This is a genomic window from Erythrobacter sp. BLCC-B19 (genome assembly GCF_028621955.1).
Lineage (GTDB): Bacteria > Pseudomonadota > Alphaproteobacteria > Sphingomonadales > Sphingomonadaceae > Erythrobacter.
In genome coordinates this window covers 206,587-229,874 of the sequence record NZ_CP117516.1, presented here as the reverse complement: position 1 = coordinate 229,874, position 23,288 = coordinate 206,587, and the positions used below count along the sequence as shown (strand labels likewise).

Here is a 23,288-nt window from a genome sequence, read left to right as displayed (position 1 = left end):
TGAGCATGGAGGCGGTGCAGGCGATGATAAAGGGGGCCCAGTGAGCGAATATCCAATGCTCTTCGTCTCTGAGGCGCTCCTGAAGCAGATGCAGGCTGAATGTCACGAACTGCTGGATGAAGGCGTGCGCGATTTCGTCACGTTGGTGCAGCACCTGATCGGGCGTTGCGCATTGTCGCTGTACGATGTGCGGATGGAGGTAGAGGGCTGCTTCAATGCGGTGCGCGAGGAGCGGATTGCAGCAGGTCAAGACGTCTCCGGCATGACTTCGCCTGCGGAGGTGGCAGAAGCTGCAGCATGGCTTCAACGCTGGATCAGCCATCCATCCCATAACCATTTTCCGCGCGGAACGGCCTTGGAGAATTGGACCTGATATGAAAGAGCCCCGTCGCTTCGATGCTGAATTTTATGCAGCGGGAATTCAACTTGCTGCCTTCCACATTGAGCGAGGAATTCAGGACTTTCGTGGCGTCGTCATCGCAATCGCGCGTGATTTGGAACGGTCGCCCGAAGATCTACGTCCGTATCTGCGATCTTGGTATGAGGGGGCGCGATACGCATGTCTGGACCTTGGCATTGATACATCGCGATGCAGCAGCACTGACGAAGTTCAGGAGGCAGCGGCATCAATGTATGATTGGTTCACTGAGCCCGTCGAAGAGTTCAGCGAACCAGATCAACTAAGATTCGATTTGGGTACGCCCTCTGAAGACGAATTGCGCGCCCTTATGGGTCAGGCTCTGACGGCCCCCACGCCGGATGCGATTATGAGCTTCGTTGGTTTCGCCGACCGGATGAAGGGGTTTGGGCCATTCAATGTTCAGATGATCTACGCTCAGCGTCCGGGTGCTGGGAAGGTCGCTACTCGCCGTGAATGGGCGGACTGCGGGCGCACTGTGCGTCCGGGCGCAATTCCGATTATTGTTCTGCGCCCCATGGGGCCTATCGCTTATGTGTTCGAGGAATTGGATACCGACCCACCGATCGAGCGCGATCCGGCGAATGATGCCTTCGCCGCTACTGGTGCCTTGGCCTCCGGTCGTCTCGAGGGGTTGATCGCCAGTCTGGCGAAGCCGACAAAACGCCACCTGGCAGTCAGAGTGGACTTCAAACCGACAGGCGCAAATCTTGCTGGATGGATCGCGGGTCGTCCACTAAGGCCTGATGCGGTACCTTTCGTGGAAAAGGGCAAGAAAGCAGGAAGTTCCGTCTGGAACGTTTCTATCAATGAGAGACTGAGGCCAGCGGAGCAATTCGTGACCCTGCTTCACGAGCTCGGCCACCTTTTTTGCGGGCACCTTGGGGCGTTTGCCGACAATAATCTCGCGGTGGATGAGTTCGGATGGCCGGACCGGAGCTATCTTCCTCATGCGACGAAGGAGATTGAAGCTGAGCTTGTTGCTTGGTGGCTTGCCAATCGCGAGGGGCTAACCACGGGATCCCCTCATTACCTGCGTCCTTACCTTGAAAGAGCGGGCGCTGCCGTCGCGGAAGTCGATCTTGAACGAGTGACGCGGGCCGTGGCACGGATCCGGGGTTACCTTGGAGGGAAGCCCTGAGGAGACGGCGCACCCTGACCGGAACGGCAAACCGATGACATCGGTTATTGATTTGTTGGGATATCCAGCCTATTTCGAACTCAATCGAACCCGCCCGGCCTCTGTCCGCAAGGATATGCACACTGGGCGGGTCTTTTGTTTTCAGGCCCTTGTCGTTAAGCACTCACGGGCATGACGCGCGTTTTCAGCAAACCCTCGCTCAATCTCGATCAGCAGATCGCGCACCTGCGCGACAATGGCATGGCCATCCCTGATGAGGAGCGGGCACGGTATTGGCTGACGCACGTCAGCTATTACCGGCTGAGCGCCTATTGGCTCTATTTCGAGCGCCCGAAAGATGATCCTGGGCCGCGCTTCAATCCGGGCGCTGACTTCGAGACGGTCACCGCACTGTACGATTTTGACCGGGTTCTTCGGCGTCTTGTCATGCGCGGCACTGAGCACGTCGAAGTCGCTCTGCGCGGTAGCTGGGCTTACCAGCTTGCGACGCTCGATCATGGACATAGCTATCTCGATGCGGGTCTCTACCACGAGCGCAAGCAATTCCACGACAATCTAGCGAAGCTTGCAAAGGACGTCGGGGAGTCCAACGAAACGTACATCGATCACTACCGGAAGACTTACCGGGATCCTGCGCTGCCGCCGGTTTGGATGGTGGCTGAAATGATGTCGTTTGGTCAGCTCTCACGCTGGTACTCGAGCCTTGCTGAGCGCTCGCTACGCAATCGGATTGCTGTTCCTCTCGGGTTCACCGAAACGGTGCTGGTGCCTTTTGTCCGACACCTTGTCGACGTTCGGAACATCTGCGCTCACCATGGCCGGCTCTGGAACCGGGGTTTTTTGATTTGCCCGCGGCTACCCAGCAAACCACGGGATCTGCAGCTTTCGCTGGACCACTCGGCAGGTGAACGCCCGCCGGCGAAGCTCTACAACACCATCACGATGATCAACCAGGTGATGCGTACCGTGGCACCGGATTCGCGTTGGGCATCCGACATGAAGGAGCATATTCTCTCCCATCCGAACGGTGATCTGGCAGCCATGGGCTTCCCAGAGGACTGGCTAGGAAAGCCCTTGTGGTCATGACCGATCTGCTCAACTTGCGGCATACCACGGCCCATCCCATTTTCCGCGTGGAGCTTGATCAGGCGGCCTTCAACCATGGCTTCCGCAAGGCCAATGGCATCGCCGACGGGTGGCTTTGGTTCAAATCCGATGAGGGCGTCCCGGGGGAAGTCGCGCTTGCCAGTGGCATCAATTCGGACGGCTCTCCCTGGTTTCTGGCTGTCGAACACGCGGGCGTCGCGGCCAAACTCGCTGTCGAACTGAGCCAAGCGGCGGTCTCGCCTCCCGCACACTTCAAAGGTGCCTTCGCCTTCGAAACTCAAGCGGAGCTTCGGTCAGCCTTGTCCCGAGCTTTCCATCTGGCGCGTAGTCTACCCACATTCCCACTCGCTCAATATGAAGCCGAGATCGCCGGTCTGGGCAACACCGAGGTCGATCGGATCGTTAAGGAACGGGTAGGGCAGGGCTATTTCCGCCGAGCATTGCTGGATTATTGGGGCGGGTGTTGCCCGCTCACTGGCATTGGTGATGAAGCGCTGCTGCGAGCCAGTCATATCGTTGCTTGGGCGGACTGCCGCAGCGACGACGAGCGATTGGATGTCTACAATGGCCTGCTGCTGGCTGCGCACTGGGATGCAGCGTTCGACCGCGGTCTCGTGAGTTTCGAGGACAATGGGCGCGTGCTGGTTAAGCCGACGCTGAGCGAAGCAGCCTTGGCCCTCCTTGCACCCGAACGCGCCCGGCCGCTTCCGCTCGATGACGGACATCGACGTCAGCTTGCGTGGCACCGTGAGCGGTTCGGTTTCATTTCCTAGCGGTATCTCTCGCTTCCGCCGCCTCACCATGCCGGATCGTCCGATACACAGTCGGCCGGGAGACCTTGAAGAGTTTGCCGAGGTCGCTGATCGAGTATTCGCCGGTGGCGTGCATCTTGAGGAGTTCGCGCTGCTGGAGGTCGGAGAGCTTCGGCGGCTTGCCACGAAGCTTGCCCTTGTCCCGGGCGATCCTCATGCCCTCGCGGGTGCGCAGGCGGATGAGGTCGCTCTCGAACTCCGCGAAGGTGGCGAGGATGTTGAAGAACATCCGGCCCATCGGGTCGTTGGGATCGTAGACCTGCTTGCCCAGCGCCAGGCTCACGCCGCGCTTCTCCAGCTCATCGGCGATGGCCCGCGCGTCCGGCACCGACCGGGCAAGGCGATCCAGCTTCGGCACAACCAGCGTTTCCCCGGTGCGTACCGCGGCCAGTGCCTGGGCTAGGCCGGGGCGATCGCGGTTGCGGCCGGTCAAACCGTGGTCGGTGTAGATGCGGTCTTCAGATACCCCGAGCTCGATCAGCGCGCGGCGTTGGGCGGTGAGGTCCTGCTTGTCGGTCGAGCAGCGGGCATATCCGATGAGAGTGTTGGTCATTTGTAACGGATGAGGCCCCTGTGTGAGAAAATAAAGCGTACCAGCTTAATGAGAGAAGCGGCAAGCCGGATTTGCGGAGGGGAGGGGGGGCTGGTCTCTGGTTCCCCAAAAGTGTCCGGTGAACGATCCCTATCGAACGGCAGGCAAAACTTGAAGGCCCCACCCTGAGACCTGCATGCAGGGGTGCGCTTGCATTCATTCAAAACGCAGAGGGAATGCTTCGGCTGACGTGCGTCCTCTCTGCCACCTGCGTGGAGACTAAGGTTGCCCTCAACTGGTGTCGGCGATATCGCGGCTACAGAGTGTTCAAAATTCGGTTGGTAGCCGGTTCGACCGGGCTGTTCACGATACCAATCGTCTGCATCATCACGACCACGGCCCGCTGCCGGATAGGATCGACTTGGAACAGCGTGCTGCCCGCGCCCGCCCAACCCCAAAGACCGGGGTTTGTCCCATCGGGCGCTGCACTTGTATCGTGAAGCGTCACTATGCCGCCGCTAGCCATGCCATGGAAGGGTGGGAAGAAGATGCCTGCGGGTAGCTGATTAGCCATGGCCTGCCTCGCAATGTGGGCGGGTAGCAATTGCTGCTGACCGAATGCTCCATCATTCAGCATGGCCTGAGCAAACCGGGCGAAATCGTCGGCAGATGCTGCAAGCCCGGACCCACCGGCCAGCATCGCCGGCCTGGTGGCCCACTGAGAATCCTGAGGACTGTCGATCAGCTTGGGTGTGGCAAGCGGCTGACCTGTGCTTGGATCGAAACCAATGTAGAGCGCGGAAAGCCGCCTGAGCTGTTCCGGCGAGAGCCAGAAACCGCTGTCGCGCATTCCCAGAGGCTGAAATATTTCCTCCGCTAGGATCTGATCCAGCGTCTTGCCCAGCAGTCGTTCCAGCAGCGCGCCCGCTACGTCGAGACTGACCGAATATCGGATATCAGTCCCGGGCTCAGTGCGAAGCGGCAGGGTGGCCAGGCGCGCCATGTAATTCGTCAGGTCAGGTGCGGGCGGATCGGATGCATCCTGCAATACCCCGCCCGCCATCGGATGAAGCCCGAGCTTGCGATAGGCTTGTTCAAGCGGCTCGTTGCCGGAAATTGTATAGGTAAATCCGGCGGTATGGGTAAGCAGGTGGCGGACCTTTATGGCTTCCTTTGCTGGTCGGGATTCCAGTCCCTTGGCCGGATCGATCAGGACGCGCATTGTCTTGAATTCAGGCAGGACTTCCGAAATCGGCGTGTCGAGCGTCAGCCGTCCGGCTGCGATCTGCTTCATCACGGCGATGCCGACGACCGGTTTGGTCATGGAATAGACCCGCCAGATTGTCTCCGGAGTGACCGCTTCTCCGCCGTCGAATGCCGTGCGGCCGAGCGCTATCCATTCGGGCTCATAGGGACCTGGCCGCACAATGCCGACGATGGCACCGGGGATGCGTCCCGCCGTTATCAGGCCGCCAAGAAGCCCTCTTACGGCTGACGTATCATAGGACGACCGCGCCAACGCCGGTGCAGCGATCATGGCGGTCGAGGCGCCAATGGCGGCGAGTATCTTGCGTCGATCGAGCTGCGGGACATTTACTTCGCGCATCGCAATTGTCCTTCGTGAGGCCGCTCGAGACATCGTCAGCAAGCCGGGATATCTGACGAGAGCGATCTCCGCGCGATCGCTTCACCCATGCGAAGCGTCACGCCCGGGGCAAGGTCGGCGCGCCACGTGACGCGGCCCGGCTCGAACAGCAGGACAACCGTCGAGCCAAGGTAGAACCTGCCCATCTCGTCCCCGACAGCAAAGCGACGCTCTTGACCGGCGAAATCCTCATGCACCGGGGCCTTGGCGTGGGTGCGGAAGGTGCCCGGCCAGACCGTGTCGATCCCAGCCACGATCATGGCCCCCACCATCACGCTGGCGAAGTGCCCGTCCGGCCCGTCGAAGCGGCACGACAGGCGTTCATTGCGGGCAAACAAGCGGTCTACGCCCTCGGCGGTGGCAGTGTTGACCGAGAACAGGTCTCCCGGAATGTAGCGCGTATGAGCCAGCGTGCCGGCGGCGGGCATGTGGACGCGGTGGTAGTCCTTGGGGCTGAGGTAGATGGTGATGAACGCTCCGCCCTCGAACCGCGCCGCCTCTGCCGCCCCGCAGCCGAGCAGTTCGGCCACCGTGTAATCGCGCCCCTTGGCTTGAATGATCCGCCCGGCGGTGATGGGGCCGAGCTGGCTGACTGCACCATCGGCGGGGGAGAGGATGAATTGCGACGCGTCGGCGAGCGGGCGAGCGCCGGGCTTGAGTTCGCGGGTGAAGAAGTCGTTGAAGCTCCTGAAATCCCCGATCCCGCGGGCGGCCTCTGACAGATCGACGCGGTAAGCGGCGGCGAAGCGGCGGATCAGGCGATCCCGCAACCACGGCGTCTCGCTCGCGGCGAGGCGGCCGACAAGGCGCGAGAGGGCGTGCTGCGGGACAAGGTGCTGAAGCGCGATGAATACTGCGGACATGGCGTTGTCAGGCCCGGAACCGGGCGGGGGTGTAGGTCGAAGGTTCAATTCTCGGCGGCAGATCATGCACTTCGGGATCGATCAGATGCGCGGCCAGTGCGGCCGCTCCCGGCGCGGATTGCACGCCGAAGCCGCCTTGCCCAACGAGCCAGAAAAACCCGGGGCAGCCCGGATCATGGCCGATCACCGGCACGCGGTCAGGGCTGAAGGTGCGCAGGCCCGCCCAGGCGCTGGGCTTTCGGCGGATTTCCCAATCGATGAAGCGGCTCATGCGTTCGGCCCCTTCGGCAAGGGCATAGTCGTCAGCAGCGGCATCATGGGGCGCGACATCGGTTTCGTCGGCGGGCGAGAGAATGAAGCGGCCCGCATCGGGCTTGACGTAGAAGGTTTCGAGGGAATCGATCATCATCGGCCAGCGCGTGCTGCCCTCCGGCGCGTCGATCAGGGCAGCGGTGCGCAGTTTGGGAGCAAGGCCGATTGCAGGGACGCCTGCCAGAGTGGCCAGCGCATCGCCCCACGCTCCGGCGGCATTGACCAGCAATGGCGCTTCGAATGTCTGCGCCCCGCAATCGACCTGCCAATTTTCGCCATTGCGGGTGACGCGCTGCACCTCCGCCCGGCACACCAATGTCCCGCCCCGCGCAGCGAACTGGCGCAGGTAGCCCTGATGGAGCGCGTCGACGTCGATATCCTGCCCGCTGGTGTCGATTGCCGTCGCAACCACCGCTTCAGCGCGCAGGAGCGGAAACAACGCCTGCGCCTCGGAGACGGAAAGCGGCTCCAGCGCGCCGCTGCTGCTGGCCATGTTGTCGGCGAGAGCCTTCGCGCCATCCTGTCCCGCGATCATGATCATGCTGCGCGGGGAAAGCACTGGGGTGGGCCAGAACGCCGGATCGAGCGTGCCGAATAGCCGCAGCGCGGCGGCGCTCAGCGGTTGCACCTTCGGTCCGCCATAGGTGAGGTGGAACATCGCCGCCGACCGCCCGGTGGAGTGCATCCCCGGGCGCTCCTCGCGTTCGAGCAGGATCACCTTGCGCGTTCCGGCCAGCGCAGCGGCAAGCGAGGCTCCGGCGATCCCTGCGCCGATCACGATTACATCATAGGTTTCCGTCATGAGAGGATGGTTCCGTGGGGTTGGGGGCGGTGCAGGGCCGGGCGATCGAGCGCGAAGTCCGGCATGGCAGGAGCGTGGTCGCGGATCATGCCAGCGACCATCTCGCCGATGGCGGGTGCGTGCTTGAACCCGTGGCCCGAACAGGCCGAGACGGCGATCACCCGCTCGGCATCGGACAGGCGGTCGACGATGAAATGGCCATCGGGCGTGACGGCATAGCGGCACCCGGCGGCGCGCACAGGCCGCAGGGTGGCGGTAAGGCGGCCTGACAGATGCCGCGCGATCAGTGCTTCGCTTGCGGTAAGTTCGCCCGGGGCCGAGGGATCGGCGGAGGCGTCTTCCTGCGAGGATTGCTCGGTCGCGACCTTGATCTGGCCCGAGGCGCCTACCTGCGGGAAGCCGTAGAACAGATCCTCGGGCCCGCTGCCATGGAGCCAGAGATAGACCGGGCAGAACGCCGGATCGAAGGCTTCGCGCCGAGCGGGGGTGAGCCAGTGGAGCGCTTGCGGGAACAGCCGCACATGCTGGCGCAAGGCGGGAACCAGCGCGGGCAGCCACGGCCCGGCGGTCAGCACCAGAGTGTGCGCCGCGTAGGTGGCGCGGTCGGTGCGAACCGTGACCGCGTCAGTGGTCGCCTCGAAGGAGAGCATGGCCTCTCCGGTGCGGATCGCTGCCCCGGCGTGCCGCGCATCGGCCAGCAAGGCGCTGACTGCGCGTTCGACGAAGACGAAGCCGCCCTCGGGCTCATAATAGCCACGCGCCGTGTCAGGTGGTGCAAAGGCGGGGAAGCGGTCGCGGATCGCGCCTCCGCCGAGTGCCTCGTGGCAGATGCCAGCCCGGCGCGCGACGGCGATTGTGCGGTCGAGGAACCCGCCCATGCCGTGGAGCTCGCCTGCCCCGCCGCTGGTGTCGATGGTGAGGAAGCCGCATTGCACCAGCAGCGGATCGCCATAGGCCGCTTCAAGCTCGCGCCACACGGCATGGCTGCGCTGCACCAGCGGGACATAGACATCGCCTTCGCCCACCCCAAGGCGGGTGGCGCGGGTTTCGCCATGGGTTGAACCATGTGCGTGAGGCGGGGCGTGGCGATCAATGCCCACGACGCTAAGGCCTGCCTGCGCCAAAGCGCGCAGGCAGGCGCTGCCCATCGCGCCGAGGCCGATCACGATCACGTCATGGACTGCGTCCGCCATGTCAGAAATTGGCGATGACGCCGACCGCTTGCGCCTCCGCCGCGCGCAGGATGTGGTCGCAGGCGACCAGGTCTTCGGCGACCATGCCGAGCGATTTGAACAGGGTAATCTCCTGCGGGTCGGTGCGTCCGGCACAGGCCCCGCTCAGCACCCCGCCGATGCTGCCGAGGATATGATCGGGCGTGATCGCGCCAGCCTCCAGCGCGCGGCGCAGATCGCCGCCCAAGGCCAGTGCGCTGTCGCGGAAGTCGACGAACACCCGCGCGCGGACAAGCGTTTCGTGATCGATCTCGGAAGTGGTGGGGATGCTCGACCCGACGACATTGACGTGCTGGCCCGGGCGTAGCCACGCGCCTTCGAAATAGGGTTCCTTGGCGGCGGTGGTAAGGCACAGGATGTCGGCCTTCGCCGCATCCTCAGGCGTGGCGACCGCGCGGACACCTTCGCCCAGATCGTCTGCGAAGGCCTGAGCACGCGCCGGATCGCGGCCCCATACCAGCACTTCACGGACGGGCCGGACGGCGCGGATCGCGGCAACGTGGGTGCGCGCCTGTTCGCCATAGCCGAACACCCCAAGGCTCGCCGCATCGGGATTGGCGAGGGCATCACTCGCCGCTGCCGAGGCCGCCGCGGTGCGGATCGCGGTAACCTCGCGCCCGTCGATCATCGCCATCAGGCAGCCATTGTCGGGATCGAACAGCAGGATCGGGCCCTGATGCGAGCCAAGCTCTGTGCCGAAATTGCCGGGGAACACCGTCATCACCTTGATCCCCAGCCAATCGGGATCGGCAATCACGCCCGGCATCATCGAAAGCAGGCCCTTGCCACTGGGCATCAGCATCGCCTGCCGGATCGGCTGTAATGCCCGGCCCTCCGCTTCGGCGAGGAAGGCACGTCGCATCAGCGGGATGCATTCATCATAGGGTAGCAGGTGGTGCACCAGATCGGCGCTGATGATGCGAAATTCAGGCATTGTAGTCTCTCCGCTCTGCGCCTGCGGGCACATCTCCCATGGCGGCAGGCAGAACCTTGGTCACCAGCGTGACGATCATCCGGCCGGGCTCTTCCATCGCGACCACGTGGGCGGAGTAGGGGAACTCTTCGTAAAGCTTCCACGGCGCGTCGATCTCGGCGAAATAGGCGCGGGTCAGGGTCACCGGGGTCTGCCAGTCGTGCGCGCCGGAAATCATCACCACGGGGCATTCAAACCGCGTGCCGACCGCCTTGCGTGCGCTCCAGTTATCGACCGAGCGGCCGATTTCGAGATGCGGCGTGGCAGGCCCGCCGGTGAAGGGCGGATCGGGCTGGGGCGGGGCTTCGACCAGCGAGGGCGAGGCCATGTGCATCGGCATGATCCGGTCATTCCAGTCGGTGCCCGGCCCCCGGAAATTGTACCAGCTGAAGCCGCGGCGAACCATTTCGGTCTGGACGAAGCCGACCCAGCCGATCCAGCCTGCCTCATCGCTCGCCCGGTCAGGGATCGGACCGAGGGCTTCGAGCTGCACGGCCAGCTCCGTCTCACCCGATGCGCGCGCGTGTTCGAGCAGCAGGCGATGGGTTTCCTCGAAATTGCCGTTCCAGTCGGTGTTCTGGCCGACCGTGATCACGGCATGAAGCAGATTGGGCCGACGATGCGCGATTTCGAGCGCGAGGATGGTTCCCCAGCTCTGCCCCATCACGAACACCTTCCGGTGCCCGAGATAGCCCGCAAGATATTCCGCCAGCTCGATCCCGTCCGCGATGGTCTGGGCAAGGGTGATGGTGCCCTCCAGCCGGGCCCCGTCCACCGCCGAACGCCCGAAGCCGCGCTGGTCCCACTGGACGACGGTGAAATACTCCTCCCATGGGCGCTGGAAGTAGTAGCTGATGTCGGACAGCGCGCCGCCCGGCCCGCCGTGGAGGAACAGCAGCACCGGATTGGCGCGGTCGAGCCCGCGGATGGTGATCCACTGCCGCGCCCCGCCGATCGTGACGTGGCGGGCCTCGTCGATCCCGTTTGGCGAGACGATGCGGCCGATCTCTGCGAACATGTGGCGCATCGCATCGCGGGTGGGATCGGGCGGGGAGGTGGTCTCGGTCATGTCAGGCGGCCTTTGCGGGAAGGTTGGAGGGGGCTTTCCACACCTGCCCGGCGACGCGCTGCCAGTTGCCGCCGAACGCCTTGGCGATGTCCTCGCGGGCATAGCCAAGCGCTGTCAGTTCGGCGGCGATGGCGGGCAGGTCTTCCGGGCCGGCCATGGTCAGCACCCCGGCATAGGCTTCAGGATCAGGGAAGGTGTGGCGCTTGCTTTCGAGCTCGTGGGCGAGCTCAACCTGATCGAACACGTAGTCGAGGCCGATCCCTGCATGATCGATCCCGACCAGCTGGACGACATGATCGATGGCGTGGGCGACGCCCTGCGCTGGGCTGGCATTCTTGCCGAGGAAGAAGCTGATCCCGTTGATCCCGATCACCCCGCCGGTCGCAGCGCAGGCGCGGATCAGATCATCGGGGATGTTGCGCGCGTGCCGGGCGAGCGCGAGCGGGTTCGAGTGCGAGAAGATCACCGGGTTCTCGGCCGCCTCGAACACATCGCGCACCGTGCGATGGCCGGTGTGCGAGCAGCACACCAGCATGCCGACCCGCTTCATCTCGGCCAGCAGTTCGCGGCCATAGGCGGTGAGGCCGGGATCATCGTCATGGCACCCGCCGCCTGCCGCGTTGTTGCGATTATAGGCGACCAGCATCCAGCGCACGCCGATGTCGTAGAGCAGGCCGACCATGCCGTGATCGCCTTCGTCGAGCGGGGCCATGCCTTCGACATCGAAGAAGATGCCGAGCTTGCCCGCCGCGCGTGCCGCAGCGATCTCCTCAAGACTGCCGACCAGCTGGTAGCGATCGCCATGGAGCGCGATCCAGCGCCGGAAACTCGCCGCCATGCGTATGTGGTGGAGCAGCGGGTATGGACCGAAGCCGATATTGACCGAGACCACATCCGCCCCGGCGGCGCGGAAGCGTTCGAGTTCGGGCATGAAGCTCTCGTCCTCCGGGCGCATCGGCAGGCAGGCGTGGTTATCCCACACTAGCATCGTATCGAGCATCGCGCGGGCGGCGGTGATGGCGGCGGGATCGGTCATGCGGGCTCCTTTGCGCCGAGGGGCACGCGCAGCCGCGAGGGGTGCTGCGCATCATGGTGGAGGGTAACGGTGACAGTGCGGGCATCGGCGATGGTCTCGTCGCTGACGGTGCCGCCGCCATTGAAGTTGCGCTGGGTGTGGATCGAATGGTTCGGCCCGATGGTGAGCCGCAGCCGGTGCCCGGCAGCAACTTCGCGCGCGATCCAGAAGAACTGCGCGAAGGTGTAAAGCCGGGGTGCGTTGTCGGTGACGAGGCATGGCGTAGCGATGCCGTTGCCATGTCGTGCGCGCAGCATGTCGCTGGTGAGCAGGATCGCGCGGCCCTCATTGTCGACCTCGTAGATGCGGACGACGAAGTCGGTATCGGGCGTATCTATGGCGAGCCAGGCTTCCAGCACGAACTGCCCGGCAATCTCGACCGGCTCGTCGAAGGGCGCGGTGTGATAGACCAGCTGCGTGCCATTGCGGGCAAAGACCATGCGCGCCTCAGCCGGGTCCTCCTGATCGACCTCCATTTCGATGGCGGCGATGGCGGTGTCGCAAGGGTCGTAGCGATAGCTGTCGGGCGGCCCGTCCGGCGCGGTGTCGGGGGTGAGCCAGCCCGCGGTGAAAAGGTCATGCGCATTGCCTGCCGAGCTGAGCCGGTAATCGGCAATTGCGGCGGTCGCATCCTCGAGCCGGGCGCAATGCCGCCAGCGATCCGCGCCCATCACGTAGTAGGTGACGCGGTCCTTGAGCAGCGCCGGGCGCTCTCCGCCCTCCATCACCCAGGCGAACCATTCGCGGTGCAGCGCATCCATATCGATCACGCTGGCCGCGCCGAAGCTCACCCCGCCGACATTGGCTTGCGGGGTACGGGTGCCGCCATGATCCCACGGGCCGATCAGCAGATAGTGCTGCGCGGTGATGTCAGCCGGGGCGAGCGCCATGTGGCGGCGGTAATAGGCAAGCGCGCCGGGCTGGTCATCGTCATAGCTGCCGGTGATGGTAAGGATCGGCATGGCGATCCCGGCTATCTGCGCATCGCTCGGCATGTAGTCGGCAAAGTCGTGGGCTTCGATCCGGTCGATCCATTCGCCGATCTGCGGCCACTTCCCGCCCACTTCATCCGCGAGGCTGCGGAACGAGACGTCCGCCTCGAACCGCCGCCGCCACAGGTTGCGCCAGAAGCCAAGGTCGGCAAACCAGGTGGATTGCAGCGCCTGCCCGTTCACGAAGGCGAGCCATTGCAGCAGGTATTGGTAGCCGATCCCGTTGCGGGCCGGAAAGTCGATCCCTGCATGGGCGGAAGCCGTGGGCACGATGGTGGCGAGCGCGGGCGGGTGGCCGCTCGCAGTCGCCCATTGGGTGGTGCCGCAATAGGATCCGCCCGCCATCGCGACCTTGCCGTTGCAGAAGGGCTGCGCAGCAATCCATTGGACGATCGTCGGGCCATCGGCCAGCTCCTGCCGGAAGGGATCGAACGCCCCGCCCGAATTGCCGCGTCCGCGCGTGTCCACCGCGATGAAGGTGAGGCCATGCTCGGCAAAGTTCACTCCTCGGGCGAAATAGGTGTCGGCGGTGTAGGGCGAGAGGGTGAAGGCCACCGGCCCCGGCGGCGCATCGGCAGCGGGGCGATACAGGACCGCGCCCAGCTCGACGCCGTCCGGCAGCGGGATGCGCAGGTTGGGCTCGATGTGGATGGTCACGCCGCACGCCGCTCCGCTCCGGCCGGCACTTCGCCGCGGGTCGCCGGGAGCACGTCGTTCACCAGCGACACCACCGAAAGGCCCGGCTGTTCGAGATTGAGCACGTGCGCTGCGTGCGGGAAGGCGATCCACTTCTTCCATGGCGCATCGATGGTGCCAAAGTATTCGAGCGCGAGATCATAGGAGGTCTGCCAGTCGTGCATCCCCTGCATCACGACGATCGGCACCTCGAACCGGGTACCGACATCGCGGCGCGCATCCCACGGCGCGACCGAGGTCATCGCCTCCTTGTGGCGCGCGAACAGCGTCTCGCCGTCCTCGGCCAGGCGGCGGGCATCGGCGGCATAGTTCTCCGGCGCGAGATCGGGCGAGAGGAAGCGCAGCATATCCATGCGCGGGCCCCAGCCATCGCCGTCTCCGCGCAGGTTGTACCAGCTGTTGCGATCGGGGATGGGCAGGCCGAACTTCATCGGCCATTCGGTCAGCGCGGGATCATCCGCTGCAGGGATCGGGCCGACGGCCTTGAGCCGGGCGACTTCAGCGGCATCGCCGCGCTTTTCGGCTTCGGCGAGATACCAGTGATAGACGCGGTCGGCGCTCGCCAGCCAGTTGGCCGAGAGGCCCTGCAGCACCGCCACGTCGAGCAGATCGGGCCGCGCCTTGGCAACCTCAAGCGCCAGCACCGTGCCCCAGCTCTGCCCCACCAGCACCAGCCGCTCGCGCCCGAATTCGGCCAGCAGATGTTCGATCAGAGCAATGGCATCGGCGCGATACTGTGCACGGTTGAGCGTGCCTGCGATCCGCGCCTGATCATCGGGCGAGCCGAAAGACCGGCCGCAGCCGCGCTGGTCCCAGTTGACGACGACGAAGAAATCCTCCCACCCGCGTTGATAGGCCCAGGCGACATCGGAGATGTGCCCGTTCGGCCCGCCGTGAAGGAACAGCAGCAGCGGCGCATCGCGGTCCTGCCCGCGAAGGTGGATGTGCTGGGTAAGGCCGCCGAGTTCGATCATCCGCTGCTCGTCGATCGCGTTCGGCCCGGCAAGGCGGCCCAGATTGGCGAAGACCGTCCGCGCCCGGGCGCGCAGTTCGGCAGCGTCGCTGACAGTGCCAAGCGGTGTGTCGGTCATCTCAGGCATTCTCCTGCTGGTGCGCGGCGGCGTGCATCGCAGCGGCGCGGGCGCGCAGGGCGGGCTTGTCGATCTTGCCGATCGGCAGCAGCGGCAGCGCGGGTTCGATGTGGAAGTGCTTGGGGATCTTGTAGTTGGCGAGCCGTTCGCGGCACCATGCGGCGAGCTCTTCCGGGGTGGCCGCGCCCTCGATGAAACCGACGCCGACTTCGTCCCAGACGGGATCGGCAATGCCGACGACCGCTGCGGCGGTCACATCGGGGTGGGCTTCCAGCACGGTTTCAACCTCGCGCGGGTAGACGTTGTAACCGCCCGACTTGAACATCTCCTTGATCCGCCCGACGAGCCGGTAGGCGCCATCGGGGCGCTGCTCGGCAAGATCGCCGGTGCGGAACCATCCATCAGCGGTGAAGGCGGCGGCGGTTGCCTCCGCGTTGCGCCAATAGCCGAGGCAGTTGAGCGCCGAGCGCGCCTGCACCTCGCCCGCCTCGCCTGCCGGAACGAGGTTGCCCTCGCCATCGGCAAGCCGCACTTCGACCCCGGGGAAGGGATGGCCGACGCTCGCCCCCAGCAATTCGGCATCGCTGCTCGGCGGCAGGACGGTGATCCCCGAGGTGGTCTCGGTCATGCCGTAATTGGTCGCGCGCAGGGGGCAGATCGTGCCAAGCCGTTCGATCACCTCGGGCGCCATCGCTGCGCCCTCCCACACGATCAGCTGCACCGCGGACAGATCGAAGCTCGCGAAGTCAGGCAGGGCGAGCTGCATCTGGAACACGCTCGGCACCGAGGCCCAGAAGGTGATCCCTTCGTCCTGCATGAGCTGCAGCGAATGGCGGGTGTCGAACTGCTCCATGAACACGCAGGTTCCCCCGCCGACCAGTGCCGGGGCGAGAATGTCATTGAGGCAGCCGACGTGATTGATCGGGAAATAGTTGAGCACCCGCAAGGGCGACATCGGCCACACTTCGTTCTGGCCGCGGGCGAAACGCACGATCCCGCCGTGCGAGAGGATCGCTCCCTTTGGTTTGCCGGTCGAGCCCGAGGTGTAGACGAGCACGGCTGGATCGTCTGCGGTGACCCTGGCAATGGCGGCTTCGAGCGCGCCAGCGGAAAGATCATCTCCCCCGGCGATGAACGCGCCGAAGTCACCGGGATGATCGAGCAAGACGGTTTTCGGGGATAGCGAGCCGATCGCTGCGAGATCGGGATGGTCGCGGGCAAGCAGCAAGCGCGGTTCCGCATCGCGCAGGACGTGGGCGAGTTCATCGAAGCGGTAGCGCGGGTTGAGCCCGACCCAGATCGCACCGATCCGGGTGGCGGCAAGATAGGCTGCGAGAAAATCGAGCCCCGGCGGTGCCAGCGTCGCCACCCGCTCGCCCTTTGTCACCCCTGCAGCCAGCATGGCGCGGGCGAGGCTCGCCACCTCGCTGTCGAGCGTGGCGTAGCTCCATCGCGCCGCATCCAGCACCGCAGCCTCCCGCGCGCCATGATGGGCAGCCCACCAGCGCACATGCGCATCAAGCGTCGGAAGCGCCTCGGGGGGCGAGGCGTCAGTCATGGATACCGAGCTCGCGGTCGAAGAATTCGCGGTAGCTGCGCAGCTTGTGCGTGCGGGCCTCGGTTCCGACGATCACGTGGCGCTGGCCGGGATAGAGCACCAGATCGAAGGTTTTGCCCAGCCGTTGCAGTTCGTCGATCAGCTTGATCGCATGTTCGACCATCACGTTATCGTCGGACATTCCGTGCACCAGCATCAACCGGCCCGACAGTCGGGCAAGGCGCGGGATCACGGATGCGGCAGCATAGGCCTCGGCCTCCTCCGCAGGGTGACCCATGAAGCGTTCGGTGTAGTGCGTGTCGTAGTCGCCCCACCAGGCGATCGAGCCGCCGGCAATCCCCGCCCGGATGCGCGAGCGCGGATCGGTCATCAGGCGCAGGGTCATGAACCCGCCATAGGACCAGCCCATCGCCCCGATCCGATCGCCATCGACAAACGGAAGGGAACGCAGGAAGGCGAGCCCTTCCAGCTGATCGGCGAGCTCAGGCTGGCCGAGCCTGCGCGAAATCGGTGCCTCGAAGGCAAGGCCGCGCCCGCAGGCCCCGCGATTGTCGAGCTGGAACAGGACATAGCCGGCATCGAGAAAGGCCCGCTCTTCGGCAGCGCGCCAGGCCTTGCGCACCAGCTGCCGTCCCGGACCGCCATAGACCTGCAGGATCGCCGGGTAGGTCTTGCGCGGATCAAAGCCGGCGGGCTTCAGCAGCACGTAGTCGAGCGCCTGTCCATCCTCGGCGGGGATCTGGCCGAATTCGGGACTGGGCAGGCCGCCGGCAAAGGGCGCGTAGGCGTGGTGTTCGTCCAGCCGATTGGGTTCTAGCGGGCAGACCACCGCGCCATTCCGGTCGTAGATCGCGGCATGGGGAGGCCGCGACGGGCTCGAATGCACAGCCGCATAATGCCGCGTGTCGGGGGCCATGGCGACCGACCACCAACCCTCGGCTGCAGTGATCTTCTCGGATGGGCCATTGCCATCAAGAGACACGCGGTAGAGGTGCCTTTCGGTGACGCCCCTGTGTCCGCTCATGACATAGGCGTGGCCACCCGCCTCATCGACGCCCACCAGTCCGCTCTCGCGATCGCGCGAAGCGACGGGGAAGGGCAGGTTGGTCAATTGCGCAAGGACCGTTCCCTGCCATGCGTGGCGATAGAGCTGGTTGATGCCGGTGCGCTCGGACACCCACAGAAAGCCGCCATCCTGAAGCGGATGGAAGTCGAGGTTGGGATTGACCCACGGCTTGCCCACCTCGCGGAAAATCACCGTCGCGCTGCCAGTCACCGGATTGGCGGCGATGAGGTCGATGCGTCGCTGGTGACGCGACTGGCGCTGGACGAACAGCGTTTGGCCGTCGCGCGACCATGCCACGCGGACGAGATAGAAATCAGGATCATCACCCAGATCGATCCTGACCGGATCCTCTCCATCAAGCGCGGCGACGAACAGGTCGACTCTGGCGTTGGGCGTTCCGGCCTTGGGAAAGGGTTGAGTGACGAAGCGAATGCCGTCGGCCCCAATCTCCATGCGATCACAATCCATGACGCATGTTTCATCGACCCGCGTATAGGCAATCGCCTCGCCGTCAGGGCGCCACCAGAACCCTGTGTCCCGCGCGAATTCCTCCTGTGCCACGAATTCGGCGACCCCGTAGCTTATGCCGGGTTCGGCTGGCGGGGAGATTCGATGAACGAGCGCACCGAAGGCATCAGCCAGCCAGAGCTCTCCTTCCGCGATACAGGCGATGTTGGTTCCTGCCGGAGCAGGTTGAACATCGGTCACGTCGGGCGGGGCGATCTGCGCAAAGTGTCCGTTTCCGATGTCGAGCCGGATCGTGCCGCTGCCCGTGGAGACGAGCAGAAAGCCACCGCAAGCCGTCCATGCGAGCGCGCCGATGCCGCCGGTGAACTGCCGCTGGCGTTCCCTGCGCGCAGCTTCATCGGCCGAAAGCCCGCCGCCGATGCGGGCATCATCGCCCCGCAGCACCATATGCGGTGTTGCGCCTGCCCTTGCCTCGCAAAGCCACAAGTCAAAGCGTCCCGGCGTCTCGGCAGCGGCGCGCTGATAGGCGATCCGGCTGCTGTCCGGCGACCAGGCCAGCTGGCCGACAAGGGCGCCATCCAGGCTCGGGGCTGCAAAGATCCGCTCGAGCGGCAGCGGCGATAGAGAATGCCAAGTGGTCTGTACGGCCGTTGTCATTCGGACCTTCCGCAAGGTTCCGGGCTGGCGAAATGATGCACACCGTCATCAACCCACATGACCAGCCATTCGCCGACAAGCGCCGGCTTGTCCTCGCCGTCGATTTCGACCGTTACACCATAACGCCGCAATTCCCGGTCGGCCCCGCGCGGCTCGTTCCCGATGAGCGTGAAGATGCCGCGCAAGCGTGATCCGACAACAACCGTATTGGTCAGACGCATCCGGTCGAAGCCGTAGTTGAGCGCATAGCCGGTGCGGTCTGTGGTGACGGCATCGTGGAAGAAGTGCGTCAGCAGCGACATGGTAAGGAAGCCGAAGGAGATCGTCTTGCCATGCGGCCCGTGCGCGGCGGCATATTCGGGATCGATGTGCAGGCGGTCGGGATCATTGGTGTTGAGACCGAAGGTGGTGATGCGGTCCTGGTCGATGGTCATCCAGTCCGAAACCGCCTGCTGGCCGCCCTGATGCCAGATGGTGTCGGCAATGCTCCTCGGTTTCACCATATTCCCTCTCCTCCGCCCGTTCCCTTGCCGGGCAATCATAGGAACGAGACGGGGGCTGTCAAACAAAATTGGGACTAGTCCCACTTTTAGGTAATAACGGGTTCAGGTTGCACGAGCGGGCGACACAGCTTAGCGATGGTCGGCATGAATGCGGCCGAAGTACAAATGTCACAGCAGCGGGTGGGCGATGACGCGGCACATCCGCCGCTCAGCTATGCCGAGTATCTGTCGGCGCAGATCTCTCTCGCCAAGCGCAAGGGTGAACGCACCCGCCTGCGCCTCAAGGCCGCCGCCGCGCGGCTGCTGGGTCAGGTTGGCTACCGCGATCTGCGCGTATCCGACATTCACGAGGAAGCCGACGTCTCCAACGCCCTGTTCTACGTCTATTTCAAGAACAAGGAGGAGATTTCGCAGGAAGTGCTCGATGGCTTCCTCGCCTTCCTCGAAGGCTTCCCCGATGGCGAGCGCCCGCCTGCAACCCGCTTCGGATCGATCCGTCATGGCAACTTGCGCTATGCCCAGATGTTCGCGGCCAATGCCGGGCTGATGCGCTGCGTGTTCCAGTTTGCCGACGAATTCCCTGCCTTCGCTGCCAAGTGGCACGCCTGGAACGCGCGCTGGCGCGATCGCACCATCCGCGCGATGCAGCGCAAGCCCGATATCGCGCTGGCCGGGCCGGGCGAGCTTGATGCTGCGGTCATTGCGCTCGGCGCGATGATCGATGCATTCCTGCGCATGGCCTTCATCGAGCGCGAGCCGAGCCTTGCCGGAACCCGCTATGAAAGCGACCCTGCGGCCCTTGCCGAGCTGCTCAGCAAGCTGTGGATCAGAGCCCTCTTTGCCGCCGATCCTGACGATTTATAGAAACTGGGCCTAATATCAGTTTTTGATTGACTCGCACCCCGCCCGCCCGCACCATCGCGGCATCGGGACGGGAGGGATTGCCTTTGTCGATTGGAGGCGCGGAGGGAGCGGCGGAACCTACGCTGGCAGCGCGTCTTGCCGCCCTGTTCGCGCGCTGGGACCGGGCCGATGCACCCGGCCTTGCAGTCGGCATCCGCCATCGCGGCGCGGTGATCTACCGGGCGGCCTTCGGCATGGCGAGCCTTGAAAGCCCGCGCGCGCTGACGCCGGCCTCGCGCATCCGCATCGGATCGACGTCCAAGCACATGACCGCGCTGCTGGCACTGCTGCTGGCAGAGGAGGGCGCATTTTCGCTCGATGTGCCGATCCGCCGCTACCTGCCCGAGCTGGAAGGGGTGGAGGGCGAGGCGACGATCCGCCAGCTGCTCCAGCACCGCGCCGGGGGGCGGTGCTATTTCGACCTCTCGGTGATCGCGCATCTGGATGCCGACAACCCGCCCGGTCGCGCGCTGGCGCTGGCTGCGCGCCAGCAGGGGCGCAATTTCGCCGCCGGCAGCGCGATGATCTACTGCAATTCGGGCTATCACCTTGCCGCCGTGGCGATCGAGCGGGCGGCAGGGGCGAGCTTTGAGGATGAACTCGCCCGCCGCCTCTTCGCCCCGCTGGGGATGCACGACACCGCCAGCGTGCCGAGCGATCATCTGATCCTGCCAGGCGTGGCAACGCTGCATGTGCCTGATCCGGCAGGCGGCGGCTGGCGGCGGGGGATCTTCCCCAACTCCGATGTGCGGGGTGAGGGCGCGGTCATCTCGACCATCGATGATATGCTGGTCTGGACGGCGCACCTCCTTTCGCGTGACCGTTTCGGCAGCCCGGACACCTGGGCGCAGCTGTTCGAGCGCGCGCGCTATGCCGATGGCCATGAGGGGCGCTATGCGCTCGGCCTCACCCACGGCGAGCATCGCGGGCGGGCGCTGTTCCATCATGCGGGCGGGGTGATCGGCGGACTCAGCCAGATGCTGGTGTTCCCCGAAGAGGCGCTTGAAATCGTGATCCTCGCCAATGGCGCGCCCGAGGCTGATCCGGTGGCGCTGGCATTGGCGGCGGCCGATGTGGTGCTGGGTGAGGGTGAGGTTGGGGGCGAAGCGCCTGCACCCCAGCCGGAGTTTCCCGCCGCGCTGGAAGGGCTATGGCAGTCCGAGACAACCGGCATGATCTACAGCATCGCCATGACCGAGGCCGGGCCGCGGCTGGGCGTTGCGGGCGGGCCGCCGGTGGTGCCGTTGCTGCCTGAGGGCACATGCTGGCGCAGCGAAGCGCCGACGCTCTCGCCCCTGATGATCGATCCGGCGGGCCTCGCCGCGCATGGCACCATCGCAATCCGGTTTGGCGGCAAGACCGCGCTTTACCGTCAGCGCCTGCCCGATGCGCGCCCCTCGGCGCTGCCCGCGCGGGTGCTGGCCGCGTGTGATGCCGAGGCCGAAGCGCGCTTCGAGCGGAGGGACGAGGGCGATCTGCTCCACATTTCCGACGCCATCGGCCGCAACACCATGGCGCTAGACTGGCTGGGGGAACGCACCGCGCTTGCCACCTCCACCCGCCCGGGCCTGCCCTTTACTGCCGCGATCCTGATCGATGCCGAAGGCGATGGCTTCCACCTCAACACCGCGAGGACACGATGGCTGAGATTCATCTGAGCACCCCCGGGCCGATGCCTACCGATGCACCCGCACCGGCGCGGCCTTCGCTCGCCTATGCCTGGTACACGCTGGGCGTGCTGGTGGTGGTGACACTGTTCGCCTTCATCGACCGGCAGGTGATCATTCTGCTGGCCGAGCAGATCAAGATCGCCTTCCGGCTATCGGACATGCAACTGGGCTTTCTGCAGGGGACGGCGGTGGCGATGTTCTCGGCAGTGGCGGCCTATCCGCTCGCCTGGGCGGCGGACCGGATCGATCGGCGGCTGGTGCTGGCGGTGTGCATCACTGTCTGGAGCCTCGCGGTGGTCTGCTGCGGCCTCGCGCAAAGCTACACCCAGATCCTGATCGCGACTGCGATGGTCGCCGCGGCCGAGGCGGGGCTGGCGCCAATGACTTTTGCGATCATCCCCGAGCTCTTCCCGCCCGAAAAGCGCCAGCTGGCCAATTCGATCTTCGCGCTGGTTTCAGTGGCGACGGGCTCGATTGCGCTGGCGCTGGGGGGTGCGATGATTGCCGGGGTGGGCGCGGTGCAGCCCTCGCTGCCGCCGGAACTGGCGGGGCTGGAGGTTTGGCGATTGTCCTTCTTCGCGGTCGCCTTGCCTGCGCCCTTCATGATCGCGCTGCTCTACACCGCAAGGCTGGGCGGGCGCGGCAAGACGGCCGAGGAGGAGGCGCAGACGCAGGAGACGGTAGTGCAGGCCGGCTCGCTCAAGGACTTCCTGCTGGGGCGCGGCGCTGCGATGCTGCGGCTTTACGGGGCGCTGGGCATCGCCAATTTCGGCTATCAGGCACTGCTTGCGTGGGTGGTGGTGATCGGCCTGCGCGCCTTTTCCCAGACAGAAGCCGAAGTCGGCGCGGCGATCGGGTTGGCGGCGCTGGTGGCAACCCCGGTCGGCTTTGCCATGAGTCTGTTGCTCACCCGCCTGTTCGCGGAGCGGGTCGGGCCGGCCTTTCCGGTGCGGCTGCTGATGTTCGGTTATCTGGTCTCCGGCCCGGTGCTCGGTCTGCTGTGGCTCGCGCCCTCGGCCGAGGTGTTCTATGCGATCATCTTCGTGGGCTATGCCATCAACATCACGATGGGCATGATCCTGCCGACCGCGATCCAGTCGCTTGCGCCCCCGGCGCTGCGTGCGCGGGCGATTTCGGTGAATTTCGTGGTCAATGTGCTGCTTGCGTCGCTCGCCGCGCCGCTGGTCGGGTTCCTGTCGGACAGCTTCGGTAGCGAGCCACGCGTGATCCTGACGAGCGCGCTGATGATCACTGTGCCCAGCCTGATTGTCGCCGGGCTGGTGCTGCTGACCGCGCAGAAGGCCTTTGCCGAGGCGCTGGCCGAGGCCAGGGCACGGGGCGAGGCGGCCTAGACCGCGATCGCTCCAACCAGCGCGGGCGGGACGAGCCACAGGTGCGTGATCGCCCCCGCCTCGACCCGGTAGATCGCCACCGCATGGCTGCCGTCGGCGTGAATGCGCTCGATATCGACCACGATCGTCCCTGCGCTGAGGCGCTGCGTTATCGTCACGCCGGCGCGGGGCACGCGGGTAAAGGTCGTCGCATAGGCCGCCCTGATCGCGTTGCGCCCCTCGGCAAAGACCCGGCCCGAGGCCAGCTCGGTCAGCACTGCCCCTTCGGCAAAGCAGGCGACAAAGCCGTCCAGATCATGGGCGTTATAGGTTTCGACCTGCCGCTGGATCAGGCGTTCCACTTCATTCATG

Annotated in this window: 21 protein-coding genes; 7 read left to right on the top strand and 14 right to left on the bottom strand. The window is 65.1% G+C overall.

From position 1 onward, the window contains the following. The first annotated feature begins 40 nt into the window (after nt 1-40). The 4 genes from PS060_RS00980 to PS060_RS00965 all read left to right on the top strand — a co-directional run bounded on the left by PS060_RS00980 (nt 41) and on the right by PS060_RS00965 (nt 3,439). Nucleotides 41-373 carry a hypothetical protein gene (locus tag PS060_RS00980; protein ID WP_273984880.1) on the top strand — a complete coding sequence of 111 codons (333 nt, stop codon included), beginning with the start codon at nt 41-43 and terminating at the stop codon, nt 371-373. A 1-nt stretch (nt 374) separates the two neighbouring features. Continuing rightward, nucleotides 375-1,559 carry an ImmA/IrrE family metallo-endopeptidase gene (locus PS060_RS00975; RefSeq protein WP_273984879.1) on the top strand — a complete coding sequence of 395 codons (1,185 nt, stop codon included), beginning with the start codon at nt 375-377 and terminating at the stop codon, nt 1,557-1,559. Nucleotides 1,560-1,730: 171 nt separating this feature from the next. Continuing rightward, the gene (locus PS060_RS00970) at nt 1,731-2,645 is read left to right on the top strand and encodes an Abi family protein (protein ID WP_273984878.1); all 915 of its coding nucleotides are present in this window, start codon (nt 1,731-1,733) and stop codon (nt 2,643-2,645) included. Beyond that, nucleotides 2,642-3,439: an HNH endonuclease gene (locus PS060_RS00965; protein ID WP_273984877.1), complete on the top strand. Its 798-nt coding sequence runs from the start codon at nt 2,642-2,644 to the stop codon at nt 3,437-3,439. The genes PS060_RS00970 and PS060_RS00965 overlap by 4 nt, the downstream gene beginning before the upstream one ends. On the opposite strand, the gene PS060_RS00960 is transcribed toward PS060_RS00965, so the two are convergent. The 13 genes from PS060_RS00960 to PS060_RS00900 form a co-directional block, all read right to left on the bottom strand. Continuing rightward, nucleotides 3,429-4,031 (bottom strand): recombinase family protein, encoded by a 603-nt coding sequence (locus PS060_RS00960; protein WP_273984876.1) that lies wholly within the window; start codon nt 4,029-4,031, stop codon nt 3,429-3,431. The genes PS060_RS00965 and PS060_RS00960 overlap by 11 nt on opposite strands. Nucleotides 4,032-4,326: 295 nt before the next feature. Then, nucleotides 4,327-5,616, bottom strand: a complete 1,290-nt coding sequence (locus tag PS060_RS00955; RefSeq protein WP_273984875.1) for a serine hydrolase domain-containing protein — start codon at nt 5,614-5,616, stop codon at nt 4,327-4,329. A gap of 35 nt (nt 5,617-5,651) precedes the next feature. Continuing rightward, nucleotides 5,652-6,518 (bottom strand): archaetidylserine decarboxylase, encoded by an 867-nt coding sequence (gene asd, locus PS060_RS00950; RefSeq protein WP_273984874.1) that lies wholly within the window; start codon nt 6,516-6,518, stop codon nt 5,652-5,654. Between the two features lie 7 nt (nt 6,519-6,525). Continuing rightward, nucleotides 6,526-7,632, bottom strand: a complete 1,107-nt coding sequence (locus PS060_RS00945; protein WP_273984873.1) for an NAD(P)/FAD-dependent oxidoreductase — start codon at nt 7,630-7,632, stop codon at nt 6,526-6,528. After that, a complete protein-coding gene (gene solA / locus PS060_RS00940; protein WP_273984872.1) occupies nt 7,629-8,825 on the bottom strand; it encodes an N-methyl-L-tryptophan oxidase in 1,197 nt (398 codons plus the stop codon). Before solA ends, PS060_RS00945 begins: the two co-directional genes overlap by 4 nt. Nucleotide 8,826: 1 nt before the next feature. Then, nucleotides 8,827-9,798 (bottom strand): ornithine cyclodeaminase family protein, encoded by a 972-nt coding sequence (locus PS060_RS00935; protein WP_273984871.1) that lies wholly within the window; start codon nt 9,796-9,798, stop codon nt 8,827-8,829. Then, on the bottom strand, nt 9,791-10,906 hold the full coding sequence (locus tag PS060_RS00930; RefSeq protein ID WP_273984870.1) for an alpha/beta hydrolase: 1,116 nt from the start codon (nt 10,904-10,906) through the stop codon (nt 9,791-9,793). Before PS060_RS00930 ends, PS060_RS00935 begins: the two co-directional genes overlap by 8 nt. Before the next feature lies 1 nt (nt 10,907). Next, on the bottom strand, nt 10,908-11,942 hold the full coding sequence (locus PS060_RS00925; protein WP_273984869.1) for a dipeptidase: 1,035 nt from the start codon (nt 11,940-11,942) through the stop codon (nt 10,908-10,910). Continuing rightward, nucleotides 11,939-13,630, bottom strand: a complete 1,692-nt coding sequence (locus tag PS060_RS00920; RefSeq protein WP_273984868.1) for a CocE/NonD family hydrolase — start codon at nt 13,628-13,630, stop codon at nt 11,939-11,941. The genes PS060_RS00925 and PS060_RS00920 overlap by 4 nt, the downstream gene beginning before the upstream one ends. Then, complete coding sequence (locus tag PS060_RS00915; protein WP_273984867.1) at nt 13,627-14,760, bottom strand: alpha/beta hydrolase; 1,134 nt, start codon at nt 14,758-14,760, stop codon at nt 13,627-13,629. Before PS060_RS00915 ends, PS060_RS00920 begins: the two co-directional genes overlap by 4 nt. A 1-nt stretch (nt 14,761) precedes the next feature. Beyond that, nucleotides 14,762-16,318, bottom strand: coding sequence for a class I adenylate-forming enzyme family protein (locus tag PS060_RS00910; RefSeq protein ID WP_273984866.1), 1,557 nt, complete (start codon nt 16,316-16,318; stop codon nt 14,762-14,764). Further along, nucleotides 16,311-18,509 carry a S9 family peptidase gene (locus PS060_RS00905; protein WP_273984865.1) on the bottom strand — a complete coding sequence of 733 codons (2,199 nt, stop codon included), beginning with the start codon at nt 18,507-18,509 and terminating at the stop codon, nt 16,311-16,313. Before PS060_RS00905 ends, PS060_RS00910 begins: the two co-directional genes overlap by 8 nt. Next, nucleotides 18,506-19,012, bottom strand: coding sequence for a MaoC/PaaZ C-terminal domain-containing protein (locus PS060_RS00900; protein WP_273984864.1), 507 nt, complete (start codon nt 19,010-19,012; stop codon nt 18,506-18,508). The genes PS060_RS00905 and PS060_RS00900 overlap by 4 nt, the downstream gene beginning before the upstream one ends. A gap of 165 nt (nt 19,013-19,177) precedes the next feature. Between PS060_RS00900 and PS060_RS00895 the strand changes: the two genes are divergently transcribed. From PS060_RS00895 to PS060_RS00885, 3 genes are read left to right on the top strand one after another with little or no spacing between them, the layout of a single operon-like run. Further along, entirely contained in the window at nt 19,178-19,876 is a 699-nt protein-coding gene (locus tag PS060_RS00895; protein ID WP_273984863.1) for a TetR/AcrR family transcriptional regulator, read from the top strand. Nucleotides 19,877-19,902: 26 nt separating this feature from the next. Next, a complete protein-coding gene (locus PS060_RS00890) occupies nt 19,903-21,573 on the top strand; it encodes a serine hydrolase domain-containing protein (RefSeq protein WP_273984862.1) in 1,671 nt (556 codons plus the stop codon). After that, the gene (locus PS060_RS00885) at nt 21,555-22,937 is read left to right on the top strand and encodes an MFS transporter (protein WP_273984861.1); all 1,383 of its coding nucleotides are present in this window, start codon (nt 21,555-21,557) and stop codon (nt 22,935-22,937) included. Before PS060_RS00890 ends, PS060_RS00885 begins: the two co-directional genes overlap by 19 nt. On the opposite strand, the gene PS060_RS00880 is transcribed toward PS060_RS00885, so the two are convergent. Beyond that, on the bottom strand, nt 22,934-23,287 hold the full coding sequence (locus PS060_RS00880; RefSeq protein ID WP_273984860.1) for a nuclear transport factor 2 family protein: 354 nt from the start codon (nt 23,285-23,287) through the stop codon (nt 22,934-22,936). The genes PS060_RS00885 and PS060_RS00880 overlap by 4 nt on opposite strands. Nucleotide 23,288: the final 1 nt, after the last annotated feature.

What these genes read in the sequence shown, in the direction of transcription:
- PS060_RS00975 (WP_273984879.1), top strand. Translation starts at nt 375, where the DNA reads ATGAAAGAGCCCCGTCGCTTCGATGCTGAATTTTATGCAGCGGGAATT.
- PS060_RS00970 (WP_273984878.1), top strand. Translation starts at nt 1,731, where the DNA reads ATGACGCGCGTTTTCAGCAAACCCTCGCTCAATCTCGATCAGCAGATC.
- PS060_RS00965 (WP_273984877.1), top strand. Translation starts at nt 2,642, where the DNA reads ATGACCGATCTGCTCAACTTGCGGCATACCACGGCCCATCCCATTTTC.
- PS060_RS00960 (WP_273984876.1), bottom strand. Translation starts at nt 4,031, where the DNA reads ATGACCAACACTCTCATCGGATATGCCCGCTGCTCGACCGACAAGCAG.
- PS060_RS00955 (WP_273984875.1), bottom strand. Translation starts at nt 5,616, where the DNA reads ATGCGCGAAGTAAATGTCCCGCAGCTCGATCGACGCAAGATACTCGCC.
- asd (WP_273984874.1), bottom strand. Translation starts at nt 6,518, where the DNA reads ATGTCCGCAGTATTCATCGCGCTTCAGCACCTTGTCCCGCAGCACGCC.
- PS060_RS00945 (WP_273984873.1), bottom strand. Translation starts at nt 7,632, where the DNA reads ATGACGGAAACCTATGATGTAATCGTGATCGGCGCAGGGATCGCCGGA.
- solA (WP_273984872.1), bottom strand. Translation starts at nt 8,825, where the DNA reads ATGGCGGACGCAGTCCATGACGTGATCGTGATCGGCCTCGGCGCGATG.
- PS060_RS00935 (WP_273984871.1), bottom strand. Translation starts at nt 9,798, where the DNA reads ATGCCTGAATTTCGCATCATCAGCGCCGATCTGGTGCACCACCTGCTA.
- PS060_RS00930 (WP_273984870.1), bottom strand. Translation starts at nt 10,906, where the DNA reads ATGACCGAGACCACCTCCCCGCCCGATCCCACCCGCGATGCGATGCGC.
- PS060_RS00925 (WP_273984869.1), bottom strand. Translation starts at nt 11,942, where the DNA reads ATGACCGATCCCGCCGCCATCACCGCCGCCCGCGCGATGCTCGATACG.
- PS060_RS00915 (WP_273984867.1), bottom strand. Translation starts at nt 14,760, where the DNA reads ATGACCGACACACCGCTTGGCACTGTCAGCGACGCTGCCGAACTGCGC.
- PS060_RS00910 (WP_273984866.1), bottom strand. Translation starts at nt 16,318, where the DNA reads ATGACTGACGCCTCGCCCCCCGAGGCGCTTCCGACGCTTGATGCGCAT.
- PS060_RS00905 (WP_273984865.1), bottom strand. Translation starts at nt 18,509, where the DNA reads ATGACAACGGCCGTACAGACCACTTGGCATTCTCTATCGCCGCTGCCG.
- PS060_RS00900 (WP_273984864.1), bottom strand. Translation starts at nt 19,012, where the DNA reads ATGGTGAAACCGAGGAGCATTGCCGACACCATCTGGCATCAGGGCGGC.
- PS060_RS00895 (WP_273984863.1), top strand. Translation starts at nt 19,178, where the DNA reads ATGTCACAGCAGCGGGTGGGCGATGACGCGGCACATCCGCCGCTCAGC.
- PS060_RS00885 (WP_273984861.1), top strand. Translation starts at nt 21,555, where the DNA reads ATGGCTGAGATTCATCTGAGCACCCCCGGGCCGATGCCTACCGATGCA.
- PS060_RS00880 (WP_273984860.1), bottom strand. Translation starts at nt 23,287, where the DNA reads ATGAATGAAGTGGAACGCCTGATCCAGCGGCAGGTCGAAACCTATAAC.